Here is a 24,741-nt window from a genome sequence, read left to right as displayed (position 1 = left end):
TGCAGCAAACGCACATTGCCGTATATTGGGGCCATGAAAAAGAATAGCCGATTCATTGTTGGCCCCCTGCTGTTTCTTGCAGCCTGTTCTACCCAAAAGGCGATAAATAAACAGGCGCATCAAACGATCCTGCAGGATGCCACCATCAGCAAGGCACACATTGGCATCAGCCTGTACGATGTAGCGGAAAACAAATACCTCTACAACCACCAGGCCGATAAATATTTTGTACCCGCCTCCAATACCAAGATCGTAACCTGCTTCGCCGCGCTCAAATACCTCGGTGATAGCCTCACCGGCATACGTTATTACGAAAACGATACGGCTGTATTCATTCTCCCGGCAGGCGACCCCACATTCCTGCATCCGGAATTTAAGAAACAACCAGTCGTTGATTTTCTGCAAAAGAGCCCCAAAAACCTGTACATCACCGATGCCGATTGGAAGGCACGCGCCCTGGGTTCCGGATGGAGCTGGAACGACTACAACGAAAATTACATGGCCGAGCGTAGCGCCCTGCCCGTATTCGGCAATATCATAAAATGGGTACAGGAAGCCGGCGAAGCCACGCAGAATGCCGATCCCCTGTTCGCACCCAGCCCTTCCATCTACTCGATACCCGAGGTGGAATGGAAAGTGCGTTTCAGTGGTGATACGGCCAACAAAAGTTTTTATGTAGAGCGCGATCAGGCCGATAATGTATACCATATCAATCAGGGAGTAGAAAAGAAGAAAGAACAGGAAGTACCGTTCTATACCAATGGCATTCAATCGGCCATCGAACTGCTGCCCGATACCCTGCACAAAGAAGTAGTGGCAAAAAATTGGAGGGCCACCCGTAGCCTGCAACCCATGCTGAGAAGCATGCAGCCATCAGTGATCCATTCGCAGCCCACCGATTCCATGCTGCGCCCCATGATGCACCGGAGCGATAATTTTTATGCCGAACAAACCCTGCTCATGGTCAGCAACCGCAAGCTCGGTATCATGAGCGATCGGCAGATCATCGACACCCTGCTTAAAACCGACCTGGCCGATCTGCCACAGGCGCCCCGTTGGGTGGATGGCAGTGGCCTCAGCCGCTACAACCTGTTTACACCACAGGATTTTGTGGCTATACTCAATAAGATGCGTACGCAGTTTGGAATGGATCGCATAAAGGGCATTTTTCCTACCGGTGGTACCGGCACGCTCAGCGCTTATTATAAAAAGGACAGCGGCTATATATATGCCAAAACAGGCTCACTGTCGGGGGTACTTGCCCTGAGTGGATTTCTGTATACCCAAAAGAATAAACTGCTGGTATTTTCTGTGCTGGTCAATAACCACAATGGAAGTCCTGCTAATATCCGCAGAAGTGTAGAAGCGTTTCTCACCAATATTCGCAACAAGTACTAAGTCACCGTCAGGAATAAGAAGAGGCCCGGCTTGCATGCGCAAGCCGGGCCTCTTTATGTATACCAAAAGCATTATTTCCAACCGTCACCATCCAGCATATTGCCGATGCCCCCCAAAATACTTCCCTCTTCCTTACGCTTATAAGTACCGTAAGCGAGGATACGGCCGGCCAGCCGGCTGATGGGCAAGGTTTGCAGCCATACTTTACCGGGGCCGCGCAAAGTCGCAAAGAACAAACCTTCACCACCAAAAAGGGTGTTCTTGATACCACCTACAAACTGGATGTCGTAGTCGATATGGCGGGTATAGGCAACGATACAACCGGTATCGATCTTCAGCGTTTCTCCCGGTTGCAATGTTCTTTCAAACACGTGACCACCGGCATGCACGAACGCCATGCCATCGCCTTCCAGTTTTTGCATGATAAAGCCTTCGCCACCAAATAAACCGGTACCCAGTTTTCTCTGCAACTCAATGCCAATGGAAACACCTTTCGCAGCACACAGGAACGAATCTTTTTGGGCTACGATCTTGCCTTCCAGCAAGGAAAGGTCCAATGGAATGATCTTACCGGGGTAAGGAGAGGCAAAGCTCACACGGCGTTTGCCATGGCCCACATTCGTAAACGCGGTCATGAACAAACTTTCACCCGTTAAAATACGCTTACCCGCCGACATCAGTTTGCCAAGGAGACCCTGCTGCGGTTGAGAGCCGTCGCCAAATAAGGTTTGCATCTGGATGCCATCGTCCATCATCATGAAAGCGCCGCTTTCAGCGATAGCCGTTTCATTGGGATCCAGTTCAACTTCTACATATTGCATCTCTTCACCGTAAATCCGGTAATCTATTTCATGGTTCGATTTCATATACAAAGTCAATTATTTGATTCAAAATTAGGGCAACCTGCCCATTTGATTAATACCATATAAGTAGCAAAATCAGGGAAATATTACAATATGGCCGCAAAAAAAGGGCCCGCAGCAAAGCGGGCCCTTTATAACACATATTAACTCAGACGCTTAAAACCAACTGCCGATAAATGCCTCATTTACATTCTTTCCGGCAAGTTTACGCCTGCGGCGTGCCTTGTCGAAGCGATGCTTTAACATCGTAATGAGCATCAAAGGCATAAAGAGCAAGGTAAACGGAGGGATGCCCAGGAAAGAGATCCACTTACCGCCGTACATTTTCCGCATTGGCCTTCTCAACCGCTCGGCAATCAGGTACATACTCGGTACGATTACCAGCGTCATGAAGAACGCAAAGGCCAAACCAAAGATGATCGTCCAGGCCAGCGGCTTCCAGAACACAGCATTGTCACCACCGAAAAAGATCTTCGGATTGAGGTCGGCGAATAATGTCAGGAAGTTGATATTGAAACCAATCGCCAATGGGATCAGGCCAAGGATCGCGGCGATCGCCGTCAGCAAAACCGGGATGATACGCGTTTTACCCGCTTCCACCACTGCTTCGCGGGTTTTCATACCCCGGCCGCGCAGCTCTTCCGTAAACTCGATCACCAGGATACCGTTCTTCACCACAATACCGGCCAATCCCACGATACCAATACCTGTCATAACGATAGACACTTCCATACCAGTCAGCGCAAAGCCGATCAAAACCCCGATCACACTGAAAATGATCTCCATCAAAATGATCACCGCCTTACTGATCGAATTGAATTGAAGTACGAGGATAAAGAGGATCAGCATTAATGCCACTACCAGTGCAAGCGTCAGGAAGTTGAAGGTCTCCGCCATCTGCTCACCCTGCCCAGTTTGCCGGATCGTAACATTGTCAGGCTTCTTCTTGAAGTCGGCAATATGTACAGCCAGTTCTTCATTCACCGCCTGCGGATTATAACCCTGCGATTCCAGCACATTCGAAATAAGCGTAATGGTGCGCTTCTGATTCTTCCGTTTCACACTACCCAGCGTGCTGGTTAGGTCAAACTTCACCAGCGAACTGATAGGAATACTTTTGTAACCACCGGTCGCCATATCCCGGAAATTGATCTTCATGTTCAGCAGGTCGACCAGACTTTTCCGTTGCAATTCCAGGTTTCGTAATTGTATCTTATACTCATCTTCACCATCCTTGATCTTCGAAACTTCCCGGCCAAATAATGCCGTACGCAGTTCCATACCGATCTGAGCCGAGGAAACACCCTCGATCAACGCACGCTCACGATCAACCGTAAATGTGATCTCCGGATTGGTAAGGTCAACGTCCATTTTTAACTCTTCCACGCCCGGGGTGGCAATAGAATCCAGGTAGTTCTTCAGGGAAGCAGCTGTTTTGATGATATCATCAAAATTGTCACCTGCGATCTCGATATTCACCGGTGGATCGGTAGGAGGGCCGCCCTGTTCCTGGCTTACCGACAATTCGGCGCCGGGAATGCCCTTCACCACCTTGCGGATAGAGTCGAGATAAGGCGCCGTAGAATGGCCATGTCTTTTTTCATATTCTACAAAGGAGATCTGAATACGTCCCAACTCTGGTCGCGTACTTCTGTCACCACTCATTGGGTCACCCGCACCCACCGCCACATTACTGATGGCACTTTCTACAATGGGGTTCGTTTTACCATTGTCGATGCCCAAAACCTTATATACGCGGCCTTCCAATACCCGCGTCACCGAGTCGGTATAATTTACATTGGTGCCTACCGGCAACTTCATATATACATAGATCTGGTTGGGGTCACCGGTTGGGAACAGGATTACCGGAACCTTCGCTGCTCCAAACAGGAACAAGGAGAAGAGGAAAAGGCCGAAGGTGGCCAATAACAGCCACACCGGGCGCCATCCTTTTAAAGCCCAACGTAAGAGGCTTTCATAGTGATTCATCAGCCAGGGCAAAAAGCTGTGTTGGAAACGGCGGATCAACCCCTCCAGCACAAACTTATTCAGCAAGGCGATCAGCACGAAGAAGATCAACAGATTACCCATGAAGGTATAACCCGAAACATCCAGCGCGATACCCACGCCCAGCGCGATCCACAAAGCCGGACTCTTGAAGATAGCCGTCTTCGGACGTTTATGATCATCGTCATGGTTCATGAAGTCCACGGCAAAAACCGGGTTCATGATAAATGCCACGATCAGCGAAGCCGTCAGTGTAAAGATCAGCATCGTAGGCAGGTAGATCATGAACTTGCCAATGATACCCGGCCAGAATAGTAGGGGGAAGAAGGGAGCCAATGTAGTCACTGTACCCGAGAGTACCGGAATGAACACTTCACCGGCGGCCATCATGGCCGACTTCTCGGCAGTGAGCTTCCCTTTCGATTGCACAAAGATCCGGTGCGTATTCTCGATCACCACAATGGCATCATCTACGATGATCCCCAGTCCAAACACCAGCGCGAACAGTACCATGAAGTTCAGGGTCACGTTGGCGCCCACGATCAGGTCGGCCGCTGGTAGAAAGATGAAAGCAACGAACATACTCAATGGAACCGACAAAGCCACGAAGAAGGCATTCGTAACACCCATAAAGAACATCAGGATCAGCAATACCAGGATAAAGCCGATCACGATCGTGTTCACCAGCTCATCAAACGAAGTGCGGGTAGCCTTACTCATATCGCCCGTGATCACCACATCCAGCTCTTTGGGAAATTGCTCCTCCTTCATTAGGTTCACGGCTTTCTTCACATCATCCGAGGTCTCGATCAGGTTCTCACCCGAACGTTTAATGATGTTCAGGGTGATTACATTCTTACCATTCAATCGGGCATAGCTTTCTTTTTCCTTGATTGTATCCTTGATGGTGGCAATATCTTTCAGGTAGATAGGAGCGCCTTTCGAATTGCGCACCACCACTTTTTCGATATCAAAGCTGGTTTTGAACTGACCTTTCAACTGCAGATTCCGCTTGGTATCGCCTACATCGAGCAAGCCACCCGAAATATCCATGTTCTCGCGGGAGACCGCATTGGCAATGTCGTCAAACGTAACGCCGGCAATATCCATCCGGTAGTTGTCAACATTGATCTGGAATTCCCTTTCAGGAGCACCCACCAGGTCAACGCGGTTGATCTGGGGCAGCTCTTCCAGCCTGTCCTGCAGATCGTCGGCATATTCCTTCAGCTTCATCACATCGAAGTTGCCGCTCACGTTCACATACATGATGGGCTGGTCCGAGAAGCTCACCTCCATAACCGTGGGCTCTTCGGTAAGATCCGTAGGAAGGTCCTGCTTGGCCTTATCAACGGCATCCTTAACTTTCCGCAACGCAACATCCGTCTTAACATCCGTATCGAACTCAACGGTGATGGCAGAGTAATCCTGCAGGGAGGTACTCGTTACTTTATTGATCTTGGCCCCGGTAATACCCTTGATCTGCTTTTCAATGGGCTGGGTTACGAGGTTCTCGATGTCTTTGGGTGAGTTACCAACGTGTATGGTTTGCACGTAAATGGTAGGGATCACGATATCGGGATACTGCTCTTTCGGTAATGTCACGAACTGATAAACACCTATCAGCGTTACGATCAACATCACCAGGTAAATAGAGGTCTTATTTTTAATACTCCAGGTCGTAGGTCGGAAATGCTTGAACTTCTCCTGTATATTTTCCAGAACACTCATAAGATTGATTTAAGAATTGTAGAATCGTCCATCGCTCACATCCACGCTTACTTCACATCTGTTGTTATCAATTGACCGTCATAGAGGCCCTGGAACCCTTCCGTGATCAGCTGTTCGCCTGCCTGCAATCCACTCTTGATCTCCAGCCTGTCGCCATACAATTCTCCTACGGTTACATTCTTCTTCCGGGCAACCAGTTTGGTACCTTCTTTCACGGCAACCAGCACGAACTTACCTTTCTCGTCACTTTGCAAAGTGCTGATGGGCACAGTGATCGCCCTGGGCGCCTGATAATCCTGGATGCGTACCATCGCCAGTTGATTGGGGCGCAGTTTGCTGTTGGCGGAGATCTTAGCTTCGATCTGGAAGCTGCGGGTATCGGGGTTGATCATCCGGCCGGCAACATTCACCCTGGTACGGATGGTATCATTATTCAGTTCCGGAAGCGTAATGAGCAGGTTGCTGCCGGTGTTCACGCGGCCCTGATAAGCTTCGGGAACATCTGCCACTACTTTCAGTTCGCTTGAATTCACGATCGTGATACCACGCATGCTGGCAGTTGCTGCACTGAATGTTTCACCTACTTTGATGGTCACCTCATCTGCAACACCACTCATTTCTGCGTATACATTGGCCAGGTCAGCTTGCTCCTTCAGCAGGTCGATCTGTTTTTGGATATTTTCGACATTGGCTTTGGCATTCAATAATTCGATCTCTGTGCCGATCTTTTGATCCCACAGATTCTTGCGGCGGTCATAAGTGGTTTGTGCCAGGTTGAGGTTGATCCTCGCCTGCTCTATCTGTTGTTGGGTCATTGGGTCATCCAGTTTCATCAGCAATTGGCCCTTGCGTACCGGATCGCCTTGCTTTACAAAAATGGCTTTCACCAGCCCGCCAGGGCCGCGCGGCGTAACGAGGCCGATATTCTGCGCATCGATCTTACCCTTCAGATCAATATAGTGTGTGAATTGCGCGGGCGTTATCACTGCTACCGCTACCAGTTTCGTCTTTTCTTCTTTCACCGTGGTTGGGTCGATCCTTTTGATCTGAGCCTCTAAAGAGTCGATCTGTTTGGCCAGGTCTTTTTGCTCGCCTTTTAGCTTCTCCAGTTCGGCTTTTTTCTTCACCAGCTCTTTATCGCCGGAAGTGGCGCCGCAGGCAGCCAGCAACACCACCAGAGCCAGCGTAAATAATTTATACATCGTTTTCATGATTCGTTTTTTAAAGCTATTAATGAGGTTGTAATGGTTTAAAGTTTGCCGGTCGCCGTCAGGAAATCCACCTTCGCAATAATGGCGTCGTATAGAGCACTGTAATAGTTGATCTGCGCCGTTCTGAGCTCGGCATTCGCATTGGTAATTTCGAGGTTAGATCCCAGGCCCTGCTCATATTTCAGCTTGGTCTGGTTGTAAACATTCTCGGCCAGCACCATATTCTTTTGCTGAAAATCCATCGATACAAAAGCGCTTTGCAGGCTGGTCCTTGCTGTTTCAACTTCATTGTCGATCGATAGTTTCAACACGTCCATCATGTTCTCCGTTTGCTGCAATTCCAGTCTGGCCTTGCTGATACGTGCGTTCTTAGCCAGCCCCTCAAAAATGGGTACCGATACTTTCACCCCGATAAGGGCCGTAGTGAACCAGTCCTCATTGAAGTCGAAAAAGTTGAACTTATTCCGCTGCGCATTCTTGCTGAAGCTGCCCAACAAAGCCACCGTAGGCAACTTGCTCAGTTGATAACGCTTGATATTGTATTCGTTCAGGCGTTTCAGCCATTCTGCCTGCTCATATTCCTTCCTGTCCGAATAATTGTAAGAGGTGTCGAGGATATTTGTTTTTAATTGGGCTTCCGAAAGGGTATCGGTTAAGGTCAGCTCATTCCGGATCGGCATACCAATCAGCAGTTTAAGGCCCAGTAAACCATTCTTTAGCGTATTATCAAGCTTTACACGTTCGGTGCGCAGGTTGGCAAGGGTTACTTCTACCTTGTCTACGTCAAGTTTTTCAGCAAACCCATTGGTGTAAAAGGCCTTGGTATCATGCAGGAGTTTTTCGGTCCGTTCTATATTCGCATCGACCGTACCTATTTGCCGCTTGCCAACTACCAGCTGGTAATAAACCTTGTAGACATTGGCCTTGATCTGCACTTGCGTTACTTCGGCTGTCTTGGTAGCATATTTGATCGAAGCTTCCCGCGCCTGTAATCCAACAAACACTTGCCCGTCAAACAACAGCTGCGAAAGACCTACTCCCACCGAACCGGTATACTTGGTTCCAAATTGCGCCTGGATAAAACCAAAATCCTTGGGCGAAATGATGGGCGTTCCGGTTCCGTTCTTCACACCTTCCTGCTCCAACACGCCGTAGGTCGCGGCTGCAATGAAATTGGGAAAGCTCTGTACAGGAACCTTGGGATAATAGTTCGCATCAACGCTGCCGCTCACCTGTGGTAGCGCAGCCGAGGTGATCTCTTTATTACTTTGTTGCTGTATCTGGATCGCCAGCAACGCATTCTTTACCTGAACAGTATTCTTCATAGCGTAGTCCACGCATTCTTTGGCCGAAAGCGCCAGGTGGGTACTGTCCTGCGCCTTCAGCGCATGCATCGACAGGCAGGTCGCCATCAGCAGCAGGAAGCTTTTACTTCGTCTTACCCGATAAGGTGTCATGATTTGCTTGTTTTAAACGTTCTTCTTTATATTTTACGATTAGCTTGTAGCCCTTTTGAGAAACCAGGCCGTGCACATACAGCTCCATGATCTCTTTCGATACATCGGCCATGCTGAATTTGGTAGGAGGGAAGAGGTCAATATTGAAGGGGATCATCATCGATTCCAACCGGAACCTCGCCACCAGGTCTGCGTTCAGGTCATCGCGGTACAAACCCTCGGCCAGTCCGCGCTCCAGGTTCTTCCTGATCACCTGCAGCAAAAACTTATTCTTATGATCCATAAACTTTTGATACCCACGGATGTGAAACTTCTCCAGGTCGTAGATCAACATCGGGTTCATGTTGCGGAACTGCTCCAGCAGACGATCGATCGTTAGGAAGATCTCATGGATGGCATCTTTCGAACCTTCGAGAATTTTGATACAGTCACCCTGCATATCCTGCACATCCGCTTCCACTACCGCCGTCACCAGTTCGTCCTTGTCCACGAAATACTGATAGATCGTTTTCTTGCTCATCCCCAATGCATTGGCAATGTCATCCATGCTCACACTGCGAATACCATACTTCATAAATAGCTCCTCCGCCTTCTGGCGTATCCGCACCTTCGTATTTGTTTCTGTAGTCATAAATTCGGGATCAAAACTATGGAAACTTTTTACGTAACGAAAGTTTCCGCCCCCTTTTTTTATGAAATAATATCACGGATGCTCGTGCCGGGCCTGTAATTTTGCCCCCAAACCACCATTGTAACATGAAGACCAGGCAGGTATTGAAGAAGATGTTTCAGTATTTCTTACAGGGACTGATCATCCTCGCACCCATCGCCATCACTATTTATGCGGTAACTGCCTTATTCAATTTTGTTGATGGCATCCTGCCCAGCCTCATTCAAAAAATATTCCCGCACCTCATAGAGGCCGATAAAGAGGGTAACACCATTAAGATACCCGGACTTGGCTTTGCACTCGTAATGCTCATCGTTATATTGGTGGGTTACATCTCTTCATCATTCATAGTCAGTCGGCTCGTAGAGCTTTTTGATAAAATACTTGAGCGCACTCCCGGTATTAAGCTCATATACAGCACCCTGAAAGATTTCTTTGAAGCCTTTGCAGGTGATAAGCGTAAATTCGATCAGGCCGTACTCGTAAGTGTAGAATCTGCCGACGTGTGGCAGATAGGCTTCATAACCCAGCAGGAACTGAGCGAGTTCGGGCTCATTGAGCACGTGGCCGTGTATATCCCGCAATCATATGCTTTTACCGGCCGCCTGTATTTTGTAAAACGCGACCGCGTCAGGCTGCTCACCGATATCAGCTCTACCGATGCCATGAAATTTGCCATCTCCGGTGGGGTAACGCACATAGAAGATGAGCACGATGGGAAGAAATAACCCCAAAGCAACAAGACCCGTTTCGGCACCATAACCCCATAAGCCAAAGGCCGTAGCAAATGGAAGTAGACCCTGACTGAAACACAGCAGCAGGTCAAACCAACATTCAATATTGCTTATGAAGAGAACCATGTGCGTCCTCCTCCTGTTGTGCCTTGCGCATAATAGTTATTGCTGGGGATTTTATGCCCACCGTAAGATCAATGAACTCGCCATCTTCCTGCTCCCGCCCGAAATGATGGTGCTTTATAAACCCAATAGTGCCTTCATCAGTCAGCACGCGGTAGATCCCGATAAACGGCGCTACATCCTGCCAGCCGAAGGGCCGCGGCACTATATCGATATCGACTACTACGGCACCTGGCCCTATGAGGCATTACCCCGCAATTGGGATTCGGCCGTAAAGAAATACTCGCAGGATACGCTCCTGAAATACGGCATCGTACCCTGGTGGATACAGATCAACATGCACCGTCTTACACAGGCATTCCGCGAAAAAGACCAGGCAAGGATATTGAAGCTCTCGGCCGACCTGGGTCATTATATCGGCGACGCACATGTACCATTACACGTGAGCAGCAACCACAATGGCCAGCACACGGGCCAACATGGCATCCACGGATTTTGGGAGTCACGCATCCCCGAATTGTTTGCAGAAAAAGAGTGGAACCTCTGGATCGGTAAAGCAAGTTACATTGAACAACCCGCTAACTTCATCTGGAGCCGTATCCTCGAAAGTGCAGCCGCCGCCGACACCGTATTACGGATAGAGCAAGCGCTCAACAACGAATTCCCTACCGATCAAAAGTTTGCCTTCGAAGACCGCAATGGAATCATCACCCGCCAGTATTCTGCTGCCTACAGCCGCCATTACGATCAGCGGCTCAACAAAATGGTCGAACGACGTATGCGCCAGTCCATCTTCGCAGTAGCCTCCTGCTGGTACACCGCCTGGGTCAATGCTGGCCAGCCCGATCTGCGGCGCCTTTCCAACAGGCAATACACGAAAGCCGACGAAAAAGAGTTCGAAACCCTCAACCTGCAATGGAAAAGCAGCGCCCCACCTGCCCGGAGCTGCGATTGACACATCCTTCCGGCAATTAGTCTACGTATATAATGGAGAATTATGGTCCCGGGAACCCAAACAACCCCTTTCGGGGACCCGGAAACCGGAAACTATTAGTACCTTCGCCCTTCTTTTTTAATCAGCGAAATCATTAGAGCCGTGAAATCAGCGATCTACAACTTCAATGCTGGCCCCAGCATATTGCCGAAAACCGTCTTTGAACAAGCAGCACAGGCAGTCCTGAACTTCAATAACTCCGGATTGTCCATCCTCGAACTCGGCCACCGTACCGAAGCATTCCAGGCAGTCATGAACGAAGCCATCTCCCTGGTAAAAGAACTGATGCAACTCGATGCCGATCACGAAGTCCTCTTCCTGCATGGCGGTGCCTCCACCCAATTCTTCCAGGTGCCCATGAACCTGCTCAACGAAAACGAAATAGCCGCATATACCGATACCGATATCTGGGGCGCTAAAGCGATCAAGGAAGCACGCCTCTTCGGTCATGTAGAAGTAGTGGGCAGCTCAAAAGAAGCCGCTTATTCCTACCTGCCCAAGAACATGATCATACCCAAAACAGCGAAATACCTGCACATCACCACCAACAATACCATCTATGGTACACAATGGCACGATATGCAGCCGTTTTACGAAGCGGGCGTACCCATCGTAGCCGATATGAGCAGTGATATCCTCAGTCGCACGCTCGATTTCAATAAATACGACCTTATTTATGCAGGTGCACAAAAGAATGTCGGAGCAGCCGGCGTAAACCTGGTAGTGATCAATAAGAATCTATTGGGAAAAGTAGACCGCAAACTGCCGGTCATGATGGATTACCGCAATCATATTGAGAACGGGTCCATGCTCAACACACCACCGGTATTTGCAGTGTACGTATGTATGCTCACCCTGCGCTGGTTGCGCGATCAGGGAGGAGTAGCGGCCATCGAAAAGATCAACGATCAAAAAGCATCATTACTATACAGCACGCTCGATCAGTTGCCCATCTTCAAAGGCACCGCTGCCAAGGAAGACCGCAGCAAAATGAATGCTACCTTTGTGATGGACAATGCCGACCTCGAAAAGGAGTTCCTCGCCATCTGCAAGGAAAACAACCTGGTCGGCATCAAAGGATACCGCACCGTAGGCGGCTTCCGCGCATCACTCTACAATGCCATGCCACTCGAAGGGGTAAAGGTATTGACCGATCTCATGAAAGATTTTGCACAACGTAAAGGATAAACACAACGATAACCATATGGCATCTATACAACCATTCAAAGCAGTTAGACCACAACCCGAACAGGCCAGCCAGGTAGCATCACGCCCTTACGACGTATTGAACAGTAAGGAAGCGCGCGAAGAAGCAGCCGGCAATGCCAGTTCATTCCTGCACATCACCAAGTCCGAGATCGACCTTCCCGAAAACATAGACATCCACACACCGGCGGTGTATGAAAAGGCAAAAGAGAACCTCGATGCATTTATTCAGAAAGGTATCCTCTTCAGGGAGGAAAAGCCCTGCTATTATATTTATCAGCTCGTGATGAATGGCCGCAGCCAAACAGGCCTCGTAGCAGCCAGCTCTGTGGATGACTATGAAAAGGACGTCATTAAGAAACACGAGTTCACCCGTCCCGAAAAAGAACAGGACCGCATTAACCACATCAAAACCTCCGGCGCGCAAACCGGCAATGTGTTCCTGGCCTACCGCAACGTTAAAGAGCTCGACAATATCATCGACAATTGGAAAGCAGGTAACCACCCCGTATATAACTTCACAGCCGATGATAACATCAGTCATACCATTTGGGTAGTCGACAAAGATGAGACCATCACCGCCATCACCGATATTTTCGCCTCCTTGGTACCGGTTACCTATATCGCCGATGGTCACCACCGGGCAGCTTCGGCTGCTAAAGTGCGCAAAGCCCTCGGCGCAGCAGCCAGCGACGATGCGAATTACTTCCTCACCACCCTGTTCCCGTCCAACCAGTTGTACATTATGGACTACAATAGGGTAGTGAAAGATCTCAACGGACTTACAGAAGCCGAACTCCTGCAAAAGCTCGAGGCCGATTTTAAAATAGAAAAAGTGTCCGCGGCCCTGGCGCCTGCCAATCTCCACGAGTTTGGCATGTACCTCAAAGGCCAGTGGTATAAGCTCACTTCCAAAGAAGGAACCTATACCACCGATCCCATTGGCGTATTGGATGTATCCATCCTCTCCAACAATGTGCTCGACAAATGGCTTGGCATCAAAGACCAGCGTACCGATAAGCGCATAGACTTCGTCGGTGGCATCCGCGGACTGGGTGAACTCGAAAAAAGGGTCAACAGCGGAGAAATGGCCGTAGCATTCAGCCTGCACCCCGTTACCATCCAGCAACTGTTCGATATAGCCGACAGTGGCAATGTAATGCCGCCCAAAAGCACCTGGTTCGAGCCCAAGCTGCGTGATGGCCTGCTCACGCACCTCATTGCATAAATTCCGTTAAGAACAGATGATAAATAACAGGGCCGCTCCAAAAGGGCGGCCTTTGTGTTGGTTAGTGGCGCCGCAAGCCAGTCCTGCACAGCCTGCCCGCCTCCCTGAAACCGCCTGTTTTCCCCCATTAACTCACACTTCCCATTCTCGATCTTTTCACATATGTTTGTTTAAACGATAAATGCTGCTATGAGTCGGATCAACCTTCGAACAGCCTGGATAGCCTGCCTCGGTTATTGCCTGTTACTGTTAACGGGTTGCCGTTCCGGAGATCGCGTCAATGCCCCGCTGTTCGAGGTGTTGGATCACAGCACCACCGGCCTTCATTTCGCCAACAAGCTCACCCAGTCAGGGGCAATTAATATGTTGAAGTATATGTACTTCTACAATGGCGCCGGCGTAGGCGCAGGCGATTTCAACAACGATGGGCGCATCGACCTCTTTTTTGCCGCAAATCAGCAACCCAATCAACTATACCTAAACGAAGGCAAACTTCAATTCAAAGATGTCTCGGCCGAATCCAAAATTCCACGCGATACCGCCTGGAGTACCGGCGTATCGATCGCCGATGTCAATGGCGATGGACTCCTCGATATATACATATGCCGCGTCGGCAACTACGAAACCCTGCAAAGCCACAATCAGTTACTTATTTGCCAGAAGATAGAGAATGGCATCCCGCAATACAAAGACCAGGCAAAGGAATACGGACTCGACTTTTCCGGTTTTAGCACACAAGCCACGTTTTTCGACTACGACCTCGATGGGGATCTCGATATGTACCTCCTCAATCACTCCCTCAGGTACAACAGCACCTTCGCGCCCCGCCCATCCTATGCAGGCACCTACGAAACCCTCACCGGCGATCGCATGTTCCGTAATGACAATGGGCATTTCACCAACGTTACCCGAGAAGCTGGTATCAATAGCTCCATCATTGGTTATGGCCTCGGCGTGGCGGTGGCCGACATCAACCTCGATGGCTGGCCCGACCTGTATATCGGCAATGACTTTCACGAAAACGATTACCTCTACATCAACCAGCACAATGGCACCTTCCGGGATACCCTTACTGGTAGCATCATGCACACCAGCCAGTTTTCCATGGGCGTAGATGTGGCCGATGCCAACAACGACGCCTGGCCAGAAGTGATCTCGGTCGATATGCTGCCATCTGATCCCTACATACTCAAGCGGTCACTCGGTGAAGATGCGTACGATGTATTTTATGCCAAGATCAAGCATGGGTACAATTATCAATATGCGCGCAATGCCCTGCAATACAACCGCTGCAACGGACAGTTTAGTGAAGTAGGATTGTATGCCGGCGTCTATGCAACCGACTGGTCATGGGCGCCCCTTTGGCTCGACTTCGACAACGACGGACTCAAAGACCTCTTTGTTTCCAACGGCATACCCAAGCGCCTTAACGACATTGACTATGTCAACTATATTTCCAACGACGAAATACAGCGCAAGATCCGCGCTGGCGAAATGCAGGAAAAAGACATGGCGCTCATCAATAAGTTTCCGGAGATCAAGCTGCCCAATCGCTTCTTCCGCAATAAGGGTGCGCTGTCGTTTGAAGACGAAGGCAAACGCATCAGCAACGACCGCCCCACCTATTCCAATGGAGCTCTCTACGCCGATCTTGATAACGACGGCGATCTTGATATCGTAGTCAATAACATCGACGAACCCGCACTGGTCTATCGAAATACCGGCAATGATCGACACCAACAGCATTATCTGTCCATAGAATTGAAAGGAGCTGCTGGCAACACGAAGGCCATCGGGGCCAAAGCCATCGTGTACGTCAACGGAGGCATCCGCACCTATGAGAAGTTTCCGGTACGCGGTTTTCTGTCATCTATGGAAATACCACTGCAAATCGGGCTCGATAGTACAGAGGTGGACTCCATGTTTGTCATTTGGCCCGATAACCGCTATCAGCCCGTTCATTGGACGGATACGAACCACATCACACTGACATATCAGCCCGCCAACCTTCCGGTATTTGATTACAGCATCCTTACCGCCGCGCAGCGCAGCGGACTGCGTCCTGCTGAAGAGGTAACTGCCAGCACCGGATTGCAATATCGCCACCAGGAGAATCACTTTGTAGAGTTCGACCGCGAGCCGCTGATGCCACACATGGTGTCCACCGAAGGGCCTGCAATAGCAGTAGGTGATGTAAATGGCGATGGGCTCGAAGATGTATTCCTTGGTGCATCCAAAGCCAGGAAGAATGCCCTTTTCCTGCAAACAAAGGCAGGCCGCTTTGCTAGGTCGGCCCAACCTGCCCTCGACAACGATAGCACATTTGAAGATGTAGACGCCACCTGGGTTGATGTTAATAACGACAAATACCCCGACCTCGTCGTCGCCAGCGGTGGAAATGAGTATTATGGGAAAGACGAATTCCTGCTGCCCAGGGTATACATTAATGATGGCAAGGGGCAGCTCTCCAAAAAGGCAGATGCGTTTTCGGATATCTTCATCACAGCATCCTGTGTAGCATCATTCGATTTCACCGGAGATGGGTATGCCGATTTGTTTATTGGAGGCAGGGCTTATCCCTATGAGTTTGGAAAAGTGCCCCGCTCGTACCTGCTCGAAAATGATAAGACTGGTAAGTTTAAAGATGTAACCGCCGCCTATGCGCCCGACCTGCAGCAGCCAGGTTTTGTAACACAGGGAAAGTGGGCCGATATCGATAATGATGGCGATCAGGATTTGCTGGTGTCACTCGAATGGGATGGTATCAGTGCTTACATCAATGATAAAGGGAAGTTTAGCCGGCAGTGGATCACGCAACGAAAAGGCTGGTGGAATTTTTTACAGTCAGTCGATGTAGATCAGGATGGCGATCTCGACCTCGTCGCTGGCAACCTCGGTCTCAATAGCCGTCTCAAAGCCACAGAACAGGAGCCGGTAAGAATGTACTACAACGACTTCGATGATAACGGAAGAAAAGAGACAGTCGTTACCTATTACCTTGGCGGGCGCGAAATCCCATTCGCCAATAAAGACGAGCTCCAGCGCCAGATACCGGTATTGAAGAAACGTTACCTCTATGCAGAAGAGTTTGCGAAAGCTTCCCTGCAGGATATATTCACGGCCGAAAAATTGAAAGGCGCCGCCGTATTTTCGGCCGACTATTTCAGCAACGCGATATTGATCAACGAGGGAAACCTGAAATTCAACTTGCAGGCCATGCCCTGGCAGGCGCAGCTCACACCGTATAAAGATGCCATTGCTCTGCAAGCTAATAATGACACCTTGCCCGATATCTTATTAGGGGGCAATTTCTACGACAACAATATCCAGATGGGAAGGTATGATGCCGATTTAGGTACGGTACTTGTCAACATGGGAAAAGGCGCCTTCACAGCCGAACCCATCAACGGCAAACCCATCAAAGGGCAGGTGCGTCACATCCGTGAAATAATGATCGGGGGCAAAAAGGCCTACGTGCTGGCGCGTAATAACGACAGCACATTGGTGCTGCGCTTTGCACCATAAAACAAGGGAAGAAAAAGCCTGCGACTTCTTGCACAAACAGCACATCCCGTCATCGGATGCACGTTGTACTTCGGACAGGTCTGGTCTGCCCGTGCCTGCATTACATCAAAAAACAGGGTAGTAGATCTTAGTCACCCATTTGCTGGTATCCGCTACTTGTATTCTGTCGGTAATGAGCGATTCGAAAGGAATGGCGGGAGAAGTATAATGGTGGTCCGTTAAGTAAACTTCCAGTTGTTTAAAAGCATGCGCAACCGTCGCGGGACCACCCTTCACTTCAGTTACGAGTGCATTCCCCGGAAACATCCGCTTGGCCTCGATCGTTGGAGAACTCTTCACCTCTTTATTGACCGGCAGTGCAACCATCACTTCCACCTGTCCATCATCCAATGGGCGGATGTGTAACATCGGTGAATTGACGGCAATGGCACCTGATTGGGCAGCATATTGTTGCAGTTTGCCGATCAGGTCATAGATAGCGGGAAAATCGGGTAGCTGGGCAAAAGTGCTGCGCGTCATCACCAGCAGTGAATCGGGGATCTTGGATTTTTCAACCTTGACGCCATAGAAGTTGTCCGGATTGCCGATATAGGAGGAGATGCGTTGCAGAATAATGCTCATGTCCTGTTGAAGCTGTTTAGCGCGCCTGTCCTGCAACATGCGGGTAACGGGGTTGAGGCTCGCTTTTACCCTTAGCTCCCAGTTGAGACGCACGGAGTCCTTGCCATACGGGAAAAAGACGATCATGTTTTTGGTGCTGTCGCCGGCATGGTCCGAAATGATCTCGATGGCTGAGAACTGTTTGTTGCCGGGCTTAAACTGGTGGCCATTGTAAGTAAAAACGCCCTTGCCTACGCCGGCAGAGTCGGGCCACCAGGCGCTCCACCTGTTCTCATCCAGTAAGGCTTGTTGAGCTGCTTGTGGAGTCGCGGGCACCAGGGCCATCAGCGATTTGCGGATGGTGGAAGGGATATAGAGATAGGGGAGTACCAGGAAAATAATGAGACCCATGATCAGGGCGATAACCAGTCTGTTCATATCGTTAGCTTAAGCAATTCAATTGGATTGGCCTTGGGGCCTCGAAATTACGCAACATCTTTTTGATGGTCGATGATGAATTGAATGATCTCTTCCAACGGGGTGTCGATCCGTGAAAGGGCATCGGTAATATCATCCCGGTTCACCTGGGCGGCAAAAGACGGCGTCTTGAGTTTTTTCAGGATGCTCTTAGCGTCCATGCCATCATAGCGCGTGGGGCGAATAAGGGCAGCTGCATGGATGAAACCGGAAAGCTCATCAAACATATAGATCATCTTGTCCATGGAATTGTTGGGTTCTACGCCAAAATACCGGGGACCATGAGAGGCAATGCAGTGAATTACTTCGGGATCGATGTGTCGGCGCTCCAGTTCTTCAATGATCATGCGGCAATGGTCGTTGGGGTGTTTTTCCCAATCGGCGTCGTGTAGCAGACCAGCCAGTTCCCATTTGAGGGCGGTGGTGGCATCGGCGCCTTCTTTTTCGAGGGCCCAGGCTTTCATCACGGCGGCCACCTGTTTCATGTGCAGCCGCAATCTTTCGTTGGGCACCCAGTCTGCTAAAAGCTGGTGCGCTTCTTCGATAGACATAAGTTTACCGGCATCCGCCGGATCGCCAAACGTATTTCTGTCAAGCTGAAGGATAGACATGTTGTAATATTAAGCAAGGAAGGAAAGCTTTCCAAAAAAGCTATTTGCTGACCTTGAATGGGTAGAACAGATCACCAGAATCTGCTGATTCCTGCTTAATGTCTTTGCGGCGTGTTTCTTTGCCTTGCTACCTTCTTTCTGCTTTTATTTAAGCGGGTCTCCTTAATGGTAATTTCGAGGCCGAGGACATCAAGAAATTTCAGGAGAGTTTTGAAGGTAACACCTTTAAAGTTGTCTGCTTCGTATCGTTGAAGTTGTTGCTCCTTTACGCCAAGGATTTCGGCGAATTCTTTTTGAGTAAGCCCGGTGATTATTTTGAACTCAGTGAGGATGGAAGGTAATTCAGCAATCATCCTTTCTGCAAGCGTTTTTGGAGGAGTGTTTTTTAGAGATTCATAAACTGTAATCTCATGGTCAAGATTTTCCTTTACATTCATTAAGGCTGCAACCAACAGTTTGTTTCTAAGAGGATCTTGATCTGTGGCTTCTTTCACTCTTTTTATCTCGGCAACAGTATCAGTGAATTTCTTTTTAGAGATTTTATATTGTTTTTCGTTTTTGATCATCAGTGGTGATTTCTTTTAAGTTTAGTTTGATCAGCCCCTTAGGAAATCCGTCCCTGTCAAACCTTAGCATGTCAAACATTTGAGTGCTTTTCTGATCAAAGTATAGGATTTGACACTCTAACGTTCTCCGGATCTGCCCAAGTTTGTTGAAGTCGAAAAAGTCAGGGAAACACATTCCAGCTTTTTCAGATCCACCTGATTCAGATCAAAACATAGATCAATGTCCCCCGGTTTTGGTTTGATGCTGGCAAAGCTGCCCCCTACATAGGCAGTCGTACATCCACAATGGCTGAAATGGCGAAAGAATGGTATAGAGTTATCCAGTAGTTTTTTTCTTCTTGAATTTGTGACAAAGTGATGGTAAACTTCTTCAATCGTAAAATCAATCGTCTTATGTAAATTTCCTTGAGAATTGAATGAAATTGCCATTGACCGATAGTTTATTACTTCGCATAAGGCATCTTGCGTTATGACGAATTATTTTCAGATTTCTTTGCCTCATATGTTCACGTTTTTATTGGTTGATTTTGCAATTCCCCTGTAAATTACAAAATTAGCCAAACACAACAAAAAAGTTGTGTTGTGTATCGAGTCACGCAATCCCCAACCCATCCATATCTTCTACCTCATTGGGCGGCAATGATCGCTTATCTCCAACAATCACTTTCACAATGGAAAGCGCCCCCGTATAGGGAGTGAGCTTGTCTTCGTTGCGTCGCTTGCGTACCCGCCAGTATTTCCGTTTGCTGATATCGCTTTTGGGCAGTTCATCGATGTGTACAATATGCTGTAGGCCGAGTGCCAAAAACAAAACCTGCCCCGCAGCCAGGATATTCGTAAAAGGAAACCGGATCGGGTTCACTGGTTCTTTATCCAGCTGGATCATTTCAGTCGTCCAATAGTTTCTCGAATAACGCATATGCTTGAAATCGATGATCGCCGACCCACTTATTAGCCTGGCATTTTTCACATATTCCGCAGCTTGAACCACTTTTTGTGGAACAAAGGAGGGGATATCAACCTGGATCATATTTTCTGCAGGAGCTTCAACAATCGAAAAAGGCGCGAGCAGAGAGTCTTTCAGCGAAAGGTGCTGGTTAAATTCGAAGCCGGCCAATTGGGTTAGATCACCTTCATAGGCTACCCGCTCTCCGCCATTACTCACCTTGTCCTGTTGAATGATCTCGAGCAGCACTTTATTCATGCGGCTGCTCAGCTTACCGTCCGCGATGGGAAATAATAGGGGATGAAAGGCCTGGCGCAGCAATTGTCCGCATTTGATAGCATGCGTGAATTCCGAGGCATTGTCCAGGGTCAGTTTAAAGCTCTCCCTAGCCGCCAACTGTTCACCCGTTTTGTATCCCTTCGCCCGCACAAGTGCGCCATCCTCCGGATGCTCGTAAAAGACCAGGTCATCAATCATACCCGATAGCTTAATAATGCCGATCTGCTTAGCCATTTTATAGAAATTAGATTAGGGCGAAAGCTCCATGTACGGGTTTGAGACGAACATGGTTTCAGGGACTAATAATAATCTCCATGGCTGACAATTTGACGCAAAAGAGTCCGGGAGAGGGGATGAAACCAAGAGAGGCTCGGAGGAGATACTGAATAGATGATCCCCATTCGCTTTGTAGATGGTAGCTGGATGTTAAGTGTTTCGGGTAAACCTGAAGTGAACCTGGAGTAAACCTAAAGTAAAGCTAGAGTAAACCGCAACTGTGTTTTTGGGCTAAAATGCCCACCAGCCGGGAGCCCGAATTGATTAGAAGAGAAGGATATGCACTGTATTGGCTCATAAAATAGCTGCTAAAGAAGCTGAAACTAAGTTAGTGAAATAATGGCAGTTGGAGACTCCAATCTTCGCAACCAGGATGCTTAGTCCAGGTTTTCTGGCAAACCAAGCGCATCCGGTTTCTACACGTCCCAACCGACCAATCCGCTCGAAACTCATCTCCCTCAACCCTTTTTCCCCATGAAATTCGCCCATTCAATTTCGCAAAACACCAGTATTTTCGCCCCTTTCAGCCCTCCTCGAAAAAAAGAATGCAAAATATTTATTGAAAATCATATAGTTAGGGAGGTGCGCTGAAAAAAATGCTTCCCAAATAATTGTTTTACGCTTTACTTCTCCCTACCTTTGCACCCCATTTTCATTCCACCGGGTTGGCGGTGGGCCTTCCAAAAGAAGGATAACATTTAAAAAGAACAAATTACAATGAGCAAATTACATTTCACTACCAAGCATGCGAATGCGGCTACCGTTAAACACAACTGGTATGTTGTGGACGGTACCAATCAAACCGTGGGACGCGTGTGTGCTAAAATTGCTGCAGTTCTTCGTGGAAAGAACAAGGCATATTATACGCCACATGTTGATTGCGGAGATTATGTTATCGTTATTAACGCCGAAAAGGTAAAGTTTACCGGTAACAAAATGGAAGACAAGGAATACCTGACATTCTCAGGTTATCCCGGTGGCCAAAAAGCCGAAACAGCAAAAGACCTGCTGAAACGCAGGCCCGAATTAGTGGTTGAGCGCGCCGTTAAAGGCATGTTGCCTAAGAACCGCCTCGGTCGCAAAATGTTCAAGAAATTGTTTGTGTACGTGGGCGACAAGCACGAACACGCTGCACAGAAACCTCAACCATTAACTTTCTAATTGTACGTAATACATGGAAAAGCAGAAAAACGCAGTAGGCCGTCGTAAAGAAGCTGTGACAAGGATCTTCCTTACCAAAGGAACCGGTAAGATCACAGTGAACGACAAAGACTACAAAGAATATTTTTCACTGGTATACCTGCAAAACCAGGTAGAACTGCCGTTGAAAACAGTTCAATCCCTGGATAAATTTGATGTTAAGATCAATGCAGCCGGTGGTGGTGTAAAAGGTCAGGCCGAAGCCGCTAAGCTCGGTATCGCCCGTGCACTCGTTGAGCTGAACGCAGAATTGCGCCCCGCGCTGAAAGCTGCAGGTGTTCTGAAACGCGATCCCCGTTCTGTTGAACGTAAGAAATTCGGTCACAAGAAAGCGCGTAGAAGCTACCAGTTCTCTAAACGTTAATACACCCTGGCTACTTGCCGGAAGTGTCAAACCTCCGGCAACAGCCATTGTAAGAAATATTATCATCAAATTGCTAAAGGCCGTAAGCTGATAGCTAAAAGCTGAAAAATCAAAATGGAAAATAACACTTCATTGCAACAGCAGCTCCTCGAGGCCGGTGTACACTTCGGACACCTGCGGAAGAAGTGGAACCCAAAGATGTTGCCTTACATCTTCGCTGAGAAGAAAGGTATTCACATCATCGACCTCAATAAAACTACCGAACACCTGCAGGAAACTGCAGCCGCCCTCAAGCAAATCGCTCGTAGCGGTAAGAAGATCATGTTCGTTGGTACTAAGAAACAAGCCAAGGAAATCGTAACCGAGTGCGCTAAGAAGATCAACATGCCTTACGTTACAGAACGTTGGCTGGGTGGTATGCTTACCAACTTCAACACCGTTCGTAAGAGCGTGAAGAAGATGCAGAACATCGACAAGATGCTCGGCGACGGTAGCGCAGAAAGCCTTACCAAAAAAGAGAAACTCACCCTCGGTCGCGACCGCGATAAGATGGACAAGGTTCTCGGTGGTATCGCACAACTCGGCCGTGTTCCTGCAGCCCTGTTCATCATCGACATCGGTCATGAGCACATCGCCCTCGCAGAGGCAAAACGCCTTGGCATCCTCACCTTCGGAATGGTTGATACCAACTGCGATCCCAACAAGGTCGACTTTGCTATCCCTTCCAACGATGATGCAACCAAGTCTATCGCAATCATTACACAATACATCACTGCTGCAATCGCTGAAGGTCTGGCCGAGCGTCAGGCTGCTAAAGACGAAGAAGTAGAAGAGAACGCAGACGACGAAAAGGAAAAGAAAGCAGCACGTATCCAGGCTGAAGCAGAAGCTGAAGCTGGTCGTGGTGGTCGTGGTGGAGCTCCCCGTGGTGGACAAGGCGGTCCCGGCGGTCATGCCGCTAAACGTCGTGTACCCGGTGGTGGTGCCCGCAGAGGTGGTGGAAGATAATTGGAAATCAGCCTTCCATAATAAAAGGATCCAGAACGCTGAATTTCCCTTCAGTCTTCTGGATTCTCAATTCTGGACACACTGAGCCATCTTAATAATTTAGTAACCGGAAATGTACGGGCCGCAGGAAGTTTGTGAAGCAATTTGCACTGGCACATTTCCTATTTCAAAACATTCCCGCCTGGCGGGATCTCAAACCTTCAAAATTTTATGTCAACTGTTGCTATTACAGCCGCTGATATTAACAAGCTCCGCCAAATGACTGGCGCGGGTATGATGGATTGTCGTAAGGCCTTAACTGAAACCAACGGCGATTTCGAAGCAGCCATCGACTGGCTCCGTAAAAAAGGTGCAAAAGTAGCCGCTCTCCGTGGCGACCGCGAAGCGAAAGAAGGTGTTGTACTGGCTAAAACAACTGCCGACAACAAAACCGGTATCTCCCTTTGCGTTAGCTGCGAAACCGACTTCGTGAGCAAGAACGCCGACTTCGTTGCCTTCGCACAAACCATCATCGATGCAGCAGTAGCCGCAAACGTAAAATCTATCGACGAACTCAACACCGTAACCATCGGTGGAGCAAAGATCGCCGACCTGGTAAACGATAAACTCGCTTCTATCGGCGAAAAGATCGGTATCACCAAGTTCGAGCGCATCGACGCCGACTACGTTGCTTCTTATATCCACGGTGCAAACCGTATCGGTGTACTCGTAGGCTTCAACAAAGCCGCTGGCGATGCCGGTAGAGACGTAGCTATGCAGATCGCTGCCATGAACCCCGTTGCTGTTGACGCAAGCTCAGTGCCTGCTGCAACTGTAGAAAGGGAAAGAGCCATCGTTACCGAGCAGATCAAGAACGATCCTAAAATGGCCGGTAAGCCCGATGAAATGATCAACAAGATCGCAGAAGGCAAACTGAACGCCTTCTTCAAGGAAAGCACCCTCACCAGCCAGCCATTCGTAAAGGACAGCGGCAAGAGCGTAGGCGACTACCTGAAGAGCGTAGACGGTGGCCTCCAGGTTACAGAATTCAAAAGAGTAGCACTGGGTTAATCACCAACATTATTCTTACATAATATAAAAAGGGGCGCCCATAGCGCCTCTTTTTTATTGCCCCTACCTGTTCGCATCACACGCACCACTGCCTTAATCATAAGCCTGCCTCCCCCTGGTTGTCCCGACGCATGTCGGGATACCTCGCTACCTCGCTGCCTCGTTGCCTTTTGTCATCAGCCCTCAACGCATCTCCCTCCCGCCATTCTTCTTCCGCAGC

20 protein-coding genes are annotated in these 24,741 nt (G+C 48.9%); 10 read left to right on the top strand and 10 right to left on the bottom strand.

All coding sequences use genetic code 11. The features are described 5' to 3' along the window. Positions 1 to 33 precede the first annotated feature (33 nt). Positions 34 to 1,398 carry a D-alanyl-D-alanine carboxypeptidase/D-alanyl-D-alanine-endopeptidase gene (gene dacB, locus P2H89_RS20050; protein WP_275830165.1) on the top strand — a complete coding sequence of 455 codons (1,365 nt, stop codon included), beginning with the start codon at positions 34 to 36 and terminating at the stop codon, positions 1,396 to 1,398. 71 nt (positions 1,399 to 1,469) lie between these two features. On the opposite strand, the gene P2H89_RS20045 is transcribed toward dacB, so the two are convergent. The 5 genes from P2H89_RS20045 to P2H89_RS20025 form a co-directional block, all read right to left on the bottom strand. Further along, entirely contained in the window at positions 1,470 to 2,264 is a 795-nt protein-coding gene (locus P2H89_RS20045) for a TIGR00266 family protein (protein WP_275830163.1), read from the bottom strand. 153 nt (positions 2,265 to 2,417) lie between these two features. Next, complete coding sequence (locus P2H89_RS20040) at positions 2,418 to 5,996, bottom strand: efflux RND transporter permease subunit (protein ID WP_275830161.1); 3,579 nt, start codon at positions 5,994 to 5,996, stop codon at positions 2,418 to 2,420. Between the two features lie 47 nt (positions 5,997 to 6,043). Beyond that, complete coding sequence (locus tag P2H89_RS20035) at positions 6,044 to 7,207, bottom strand: efflux RND transporter periplasmic adaptor subunit (RefSeq protein ID WP_275830159.1); 1,164 nt, start codon at positions 7,205 to 7,207, stop codon at positions 6,044 to 6,046. Between the two features lie 38 nt (positions 7,208 to 7,245). Further along, positions 7,246 to 8,664, bottom strand: a complete 1,419-nt coding sequence (locus tag P2H89_RS20030; RefSeq protein ID WP_275830157.1) for a TolC family protein — start codon at positions 8,662 to 8,664, stop codon at positions 7,246 to 7,248. Beyond that, positions 8,636 to 9,295 (bottom strand): TetR/AcrR family transcriptional regulator, encoded by a 660-nt coding sequence (locus tag P2H89_RS20025; RefSeq protein WP_275830155.1) that lies wholly within the window; start codon positions 9,293 to 9,295, stop codon positions 8,636 to 8,638. The genes P2H89_RS20030 and P2H89_RS20025 overlap by 29 nt, the downstream gene beginning before the upstream one ends. Before the next feature lie 125 nt (positions 9,296 to 9,420). On the opposite strand from P2H89_RS20025, the gene P2H89_RS20020 reads away from it, so the two are divergent. The 5 genes from P2H89_RS20020 (at position 9,421) to P2H89_RS20000 (ending at position 17,144) form a co-directional block, all read left to right on the top strand. Then, entirely contained in the window at positions 9,421 to 10,062 is a 642-nt protein-coding gene (locus P2H89_RS20020) for a DUF502 domain-containing protein (RefSeq protein WP_275830153.1), read from the top strand. A 118-nt stretch (positions 10,063 to 10,180) separates the two neighbouring features. Beyond that, positions 10,181 to 11,146 (top strand): zinc dependent phospholipase C family protein, encoded by a 966-nt coding sequence (locus P2H89_RS20015; protein WP_275830151.1) that lies wholly within the window; start codon positions 10,181 to 10,183, stop codon positions 11,144 to 11,146. A gap of 141 nt (positions 11,147 to 11,287) precedes the next feature. After that, positions 11,288 to 12,373, top strand: a complete 1,086-nt coding sequence (gene serC, locus P2H89_RS20010) for a 3-phosphoserine/phosphohydroxythreonine transaminase (RefSeq protein ID WP_275830149.1) — start codon at positions 11,288 to 11,290, stop codon at positions 12,371 to 12,373. A 16-nt stretch (positions 12,374 to 12,389) separates the two neighbouring features. Beyond that, the gene (locus P2H89_RS20005) at positions 12,390 to 13,619 is read left to right on the top strand and encodes a DUF1015 family protein (protein WP_275830147.1); all 1,230 of its coding nucleotides are present in this window, start codon (positions 12,390 to 12,392) and stop codon (positions 13,617 to 13,619) included. Positions 13,620 to 13,808: 189 nt separating this feature from the next. Then, the gene (locus tag P2H89_RS20000) at positions 13,809 to 17,144 is read left to right on the top strand and encodes a VCBS repeat-containing protein (RefSeq protein ID WP_275830145.1); all 3,336 of its coding nucleotides are present in this window, start codon (positions 13,809 to 13,811) and stop codon (positions 17,142 to 17,144) included. 105 nt (positions 17,145 to 17,249) lie between these two features. Here P2H89_RS20000 and P2H89_RS19995 read toward each other — a convergent pair whose 3' ends face one another. The 5 genes from P2H89_RS19995 to P2H89_RS19975 all read right to left on the bottom strand — a co-directional run bounded on the left by P2H89_RS19995 (position 17,250) and on the right by P2H89_RS19975 (position 20,857). Further along, the gene (locus P2H89_RS19995) at positions 17,250 to 18,182 is read right to left on the bottom strand and encodes a GyrI-like domain-containing protein (RefSeq protein WP_275830143.1); all 933 of its coding nucleotides are present in this window, start codon (positions 18,180 to 18,182) and stop codon (positions 17,250 to 17,252) included. A gap of 47 nt (positions 18,183 to 18,229) precedes the next feature. Beyond that, on the bottom strand, positions 18,230 to 18,832 hold the full coding sequence (locus tag P2H89_RS19990; RefSeq protein WP_275830141.1) for a hydrolase: 603 nt from the start codon (positions 18,830 to 18,832) through the stop codon (positions 18,230 to 18,232). Positions 18,833 to 18,927: 95 nt separating this feature from the next. Continuing rightward, complete coding sequence (locus P2H89_RS19985; protein WP_275830139.1) at positions 18,928 to 19,398, bottom strand: helix-turn-helix transcriptional regulator; 471 nt, start codon at positions 19,396 to 19,398, stop codon at positions 18,928 to 18,930. Positions 19,399 to 19,515: 117 nt separating this feature from the next. Continuing rightward, positions 19,516 to 19,827 carry a hypothetical protein gene (locus tag P2H89_RS19980; protein WP_275830137.1) on the bottom strand — a complete coding sequence of 104 codons (312 nt, stop codon included), beginning with the start codon at positions 19,825 to 19,827 and terminating at the stop codon, positions 19,516 to 19,518. 163 nt (positions 19,828 to 19,990) lie between these two features. Beyond that, positions 19,991 to 20,857, bottom strand: a complete 867-nt coding sequence (locus tag P2H89_RS19975) for a hypothetical protein (RefSeq protein WP_275830135.1) — start codon at positions 20,855 to 20,857, stop codon at positions 19,991 to 19,993. A 759-nt stretch (positions 20,858 to 21,616) separates the two neighbouring features. Here P2H89_RS19975 and rplM point away from each other — a divergent pair. The 4 genes from rplM to tsf all read left to right on the top strand — a co-directional run bounded on the left by rplM (position 21,617) and on the right by tsf (position 24,521). Continuing rightward, a complete protein-coding gene (gene rplM / locus P2H89_RS19970) occupies positions 21,617 to 22,060 on the top strand; it encodes a 50S ribosomal protein L13 (RefSeq protein WP_275830133.1) in 444 nt (147 codons plus the stop codon). Positions 22,061 to 22,073: 13 nt separating this feature from the next. Next, entirely contained in the window at positions 22,074 to 22,463 is a 390-nt protein-coding gene (gene rpsI / locus P2H89_RS19965) for a 30S ribosomal protein S9 (RefSeq protein WP_275830131.1), read from the top strand. A gap of 114 nt (positions 22,464 to 22,577) precedes the next feature. After that, the gene (gene rpsB / locus P2H89_RS19960) at positions 22,578 to 23,471 is read left to right on the top strand and encodes a 30S ribosomal protein S2 (RefSeq protein WP_275830129.1); all 894 of its coding nucleotides are present in this window, start codon (positions 22,578 to 22,580) and stop codon (positions 23,469 to 23,471) included. 210 nt (positions 23,472 to 23,681) lie between these two features. Further along, positions 23,682 to 24,521, top strand: coding sequence for a translation elongation factor Ts (tsf, locus tag P2H89_RS19955; protein ID WP_275830127.1), 840 nt, complete (start codon positions 23,682 to 23,684; stop codon positions 24,519 to 24,521). Positions 24,522 to 24,741 lie beyond the last annotated feature (220 nt).

The sequence above is a fragment of the Paraflavitalea sp. CAU 1676 genome, assembly GCF_029223285.1.
Taxonomy (GTDB): Bacteria; Bacteroidota; Bacteroidia; order Chitinophagales; family Chitinophagaceae; genus Paraflavitalea.
The sequence above is the reverse complement of the archived record's forward strand: the minus strand, read 5'-3'. Positions and strand labels throughout refer to the sequence as shown.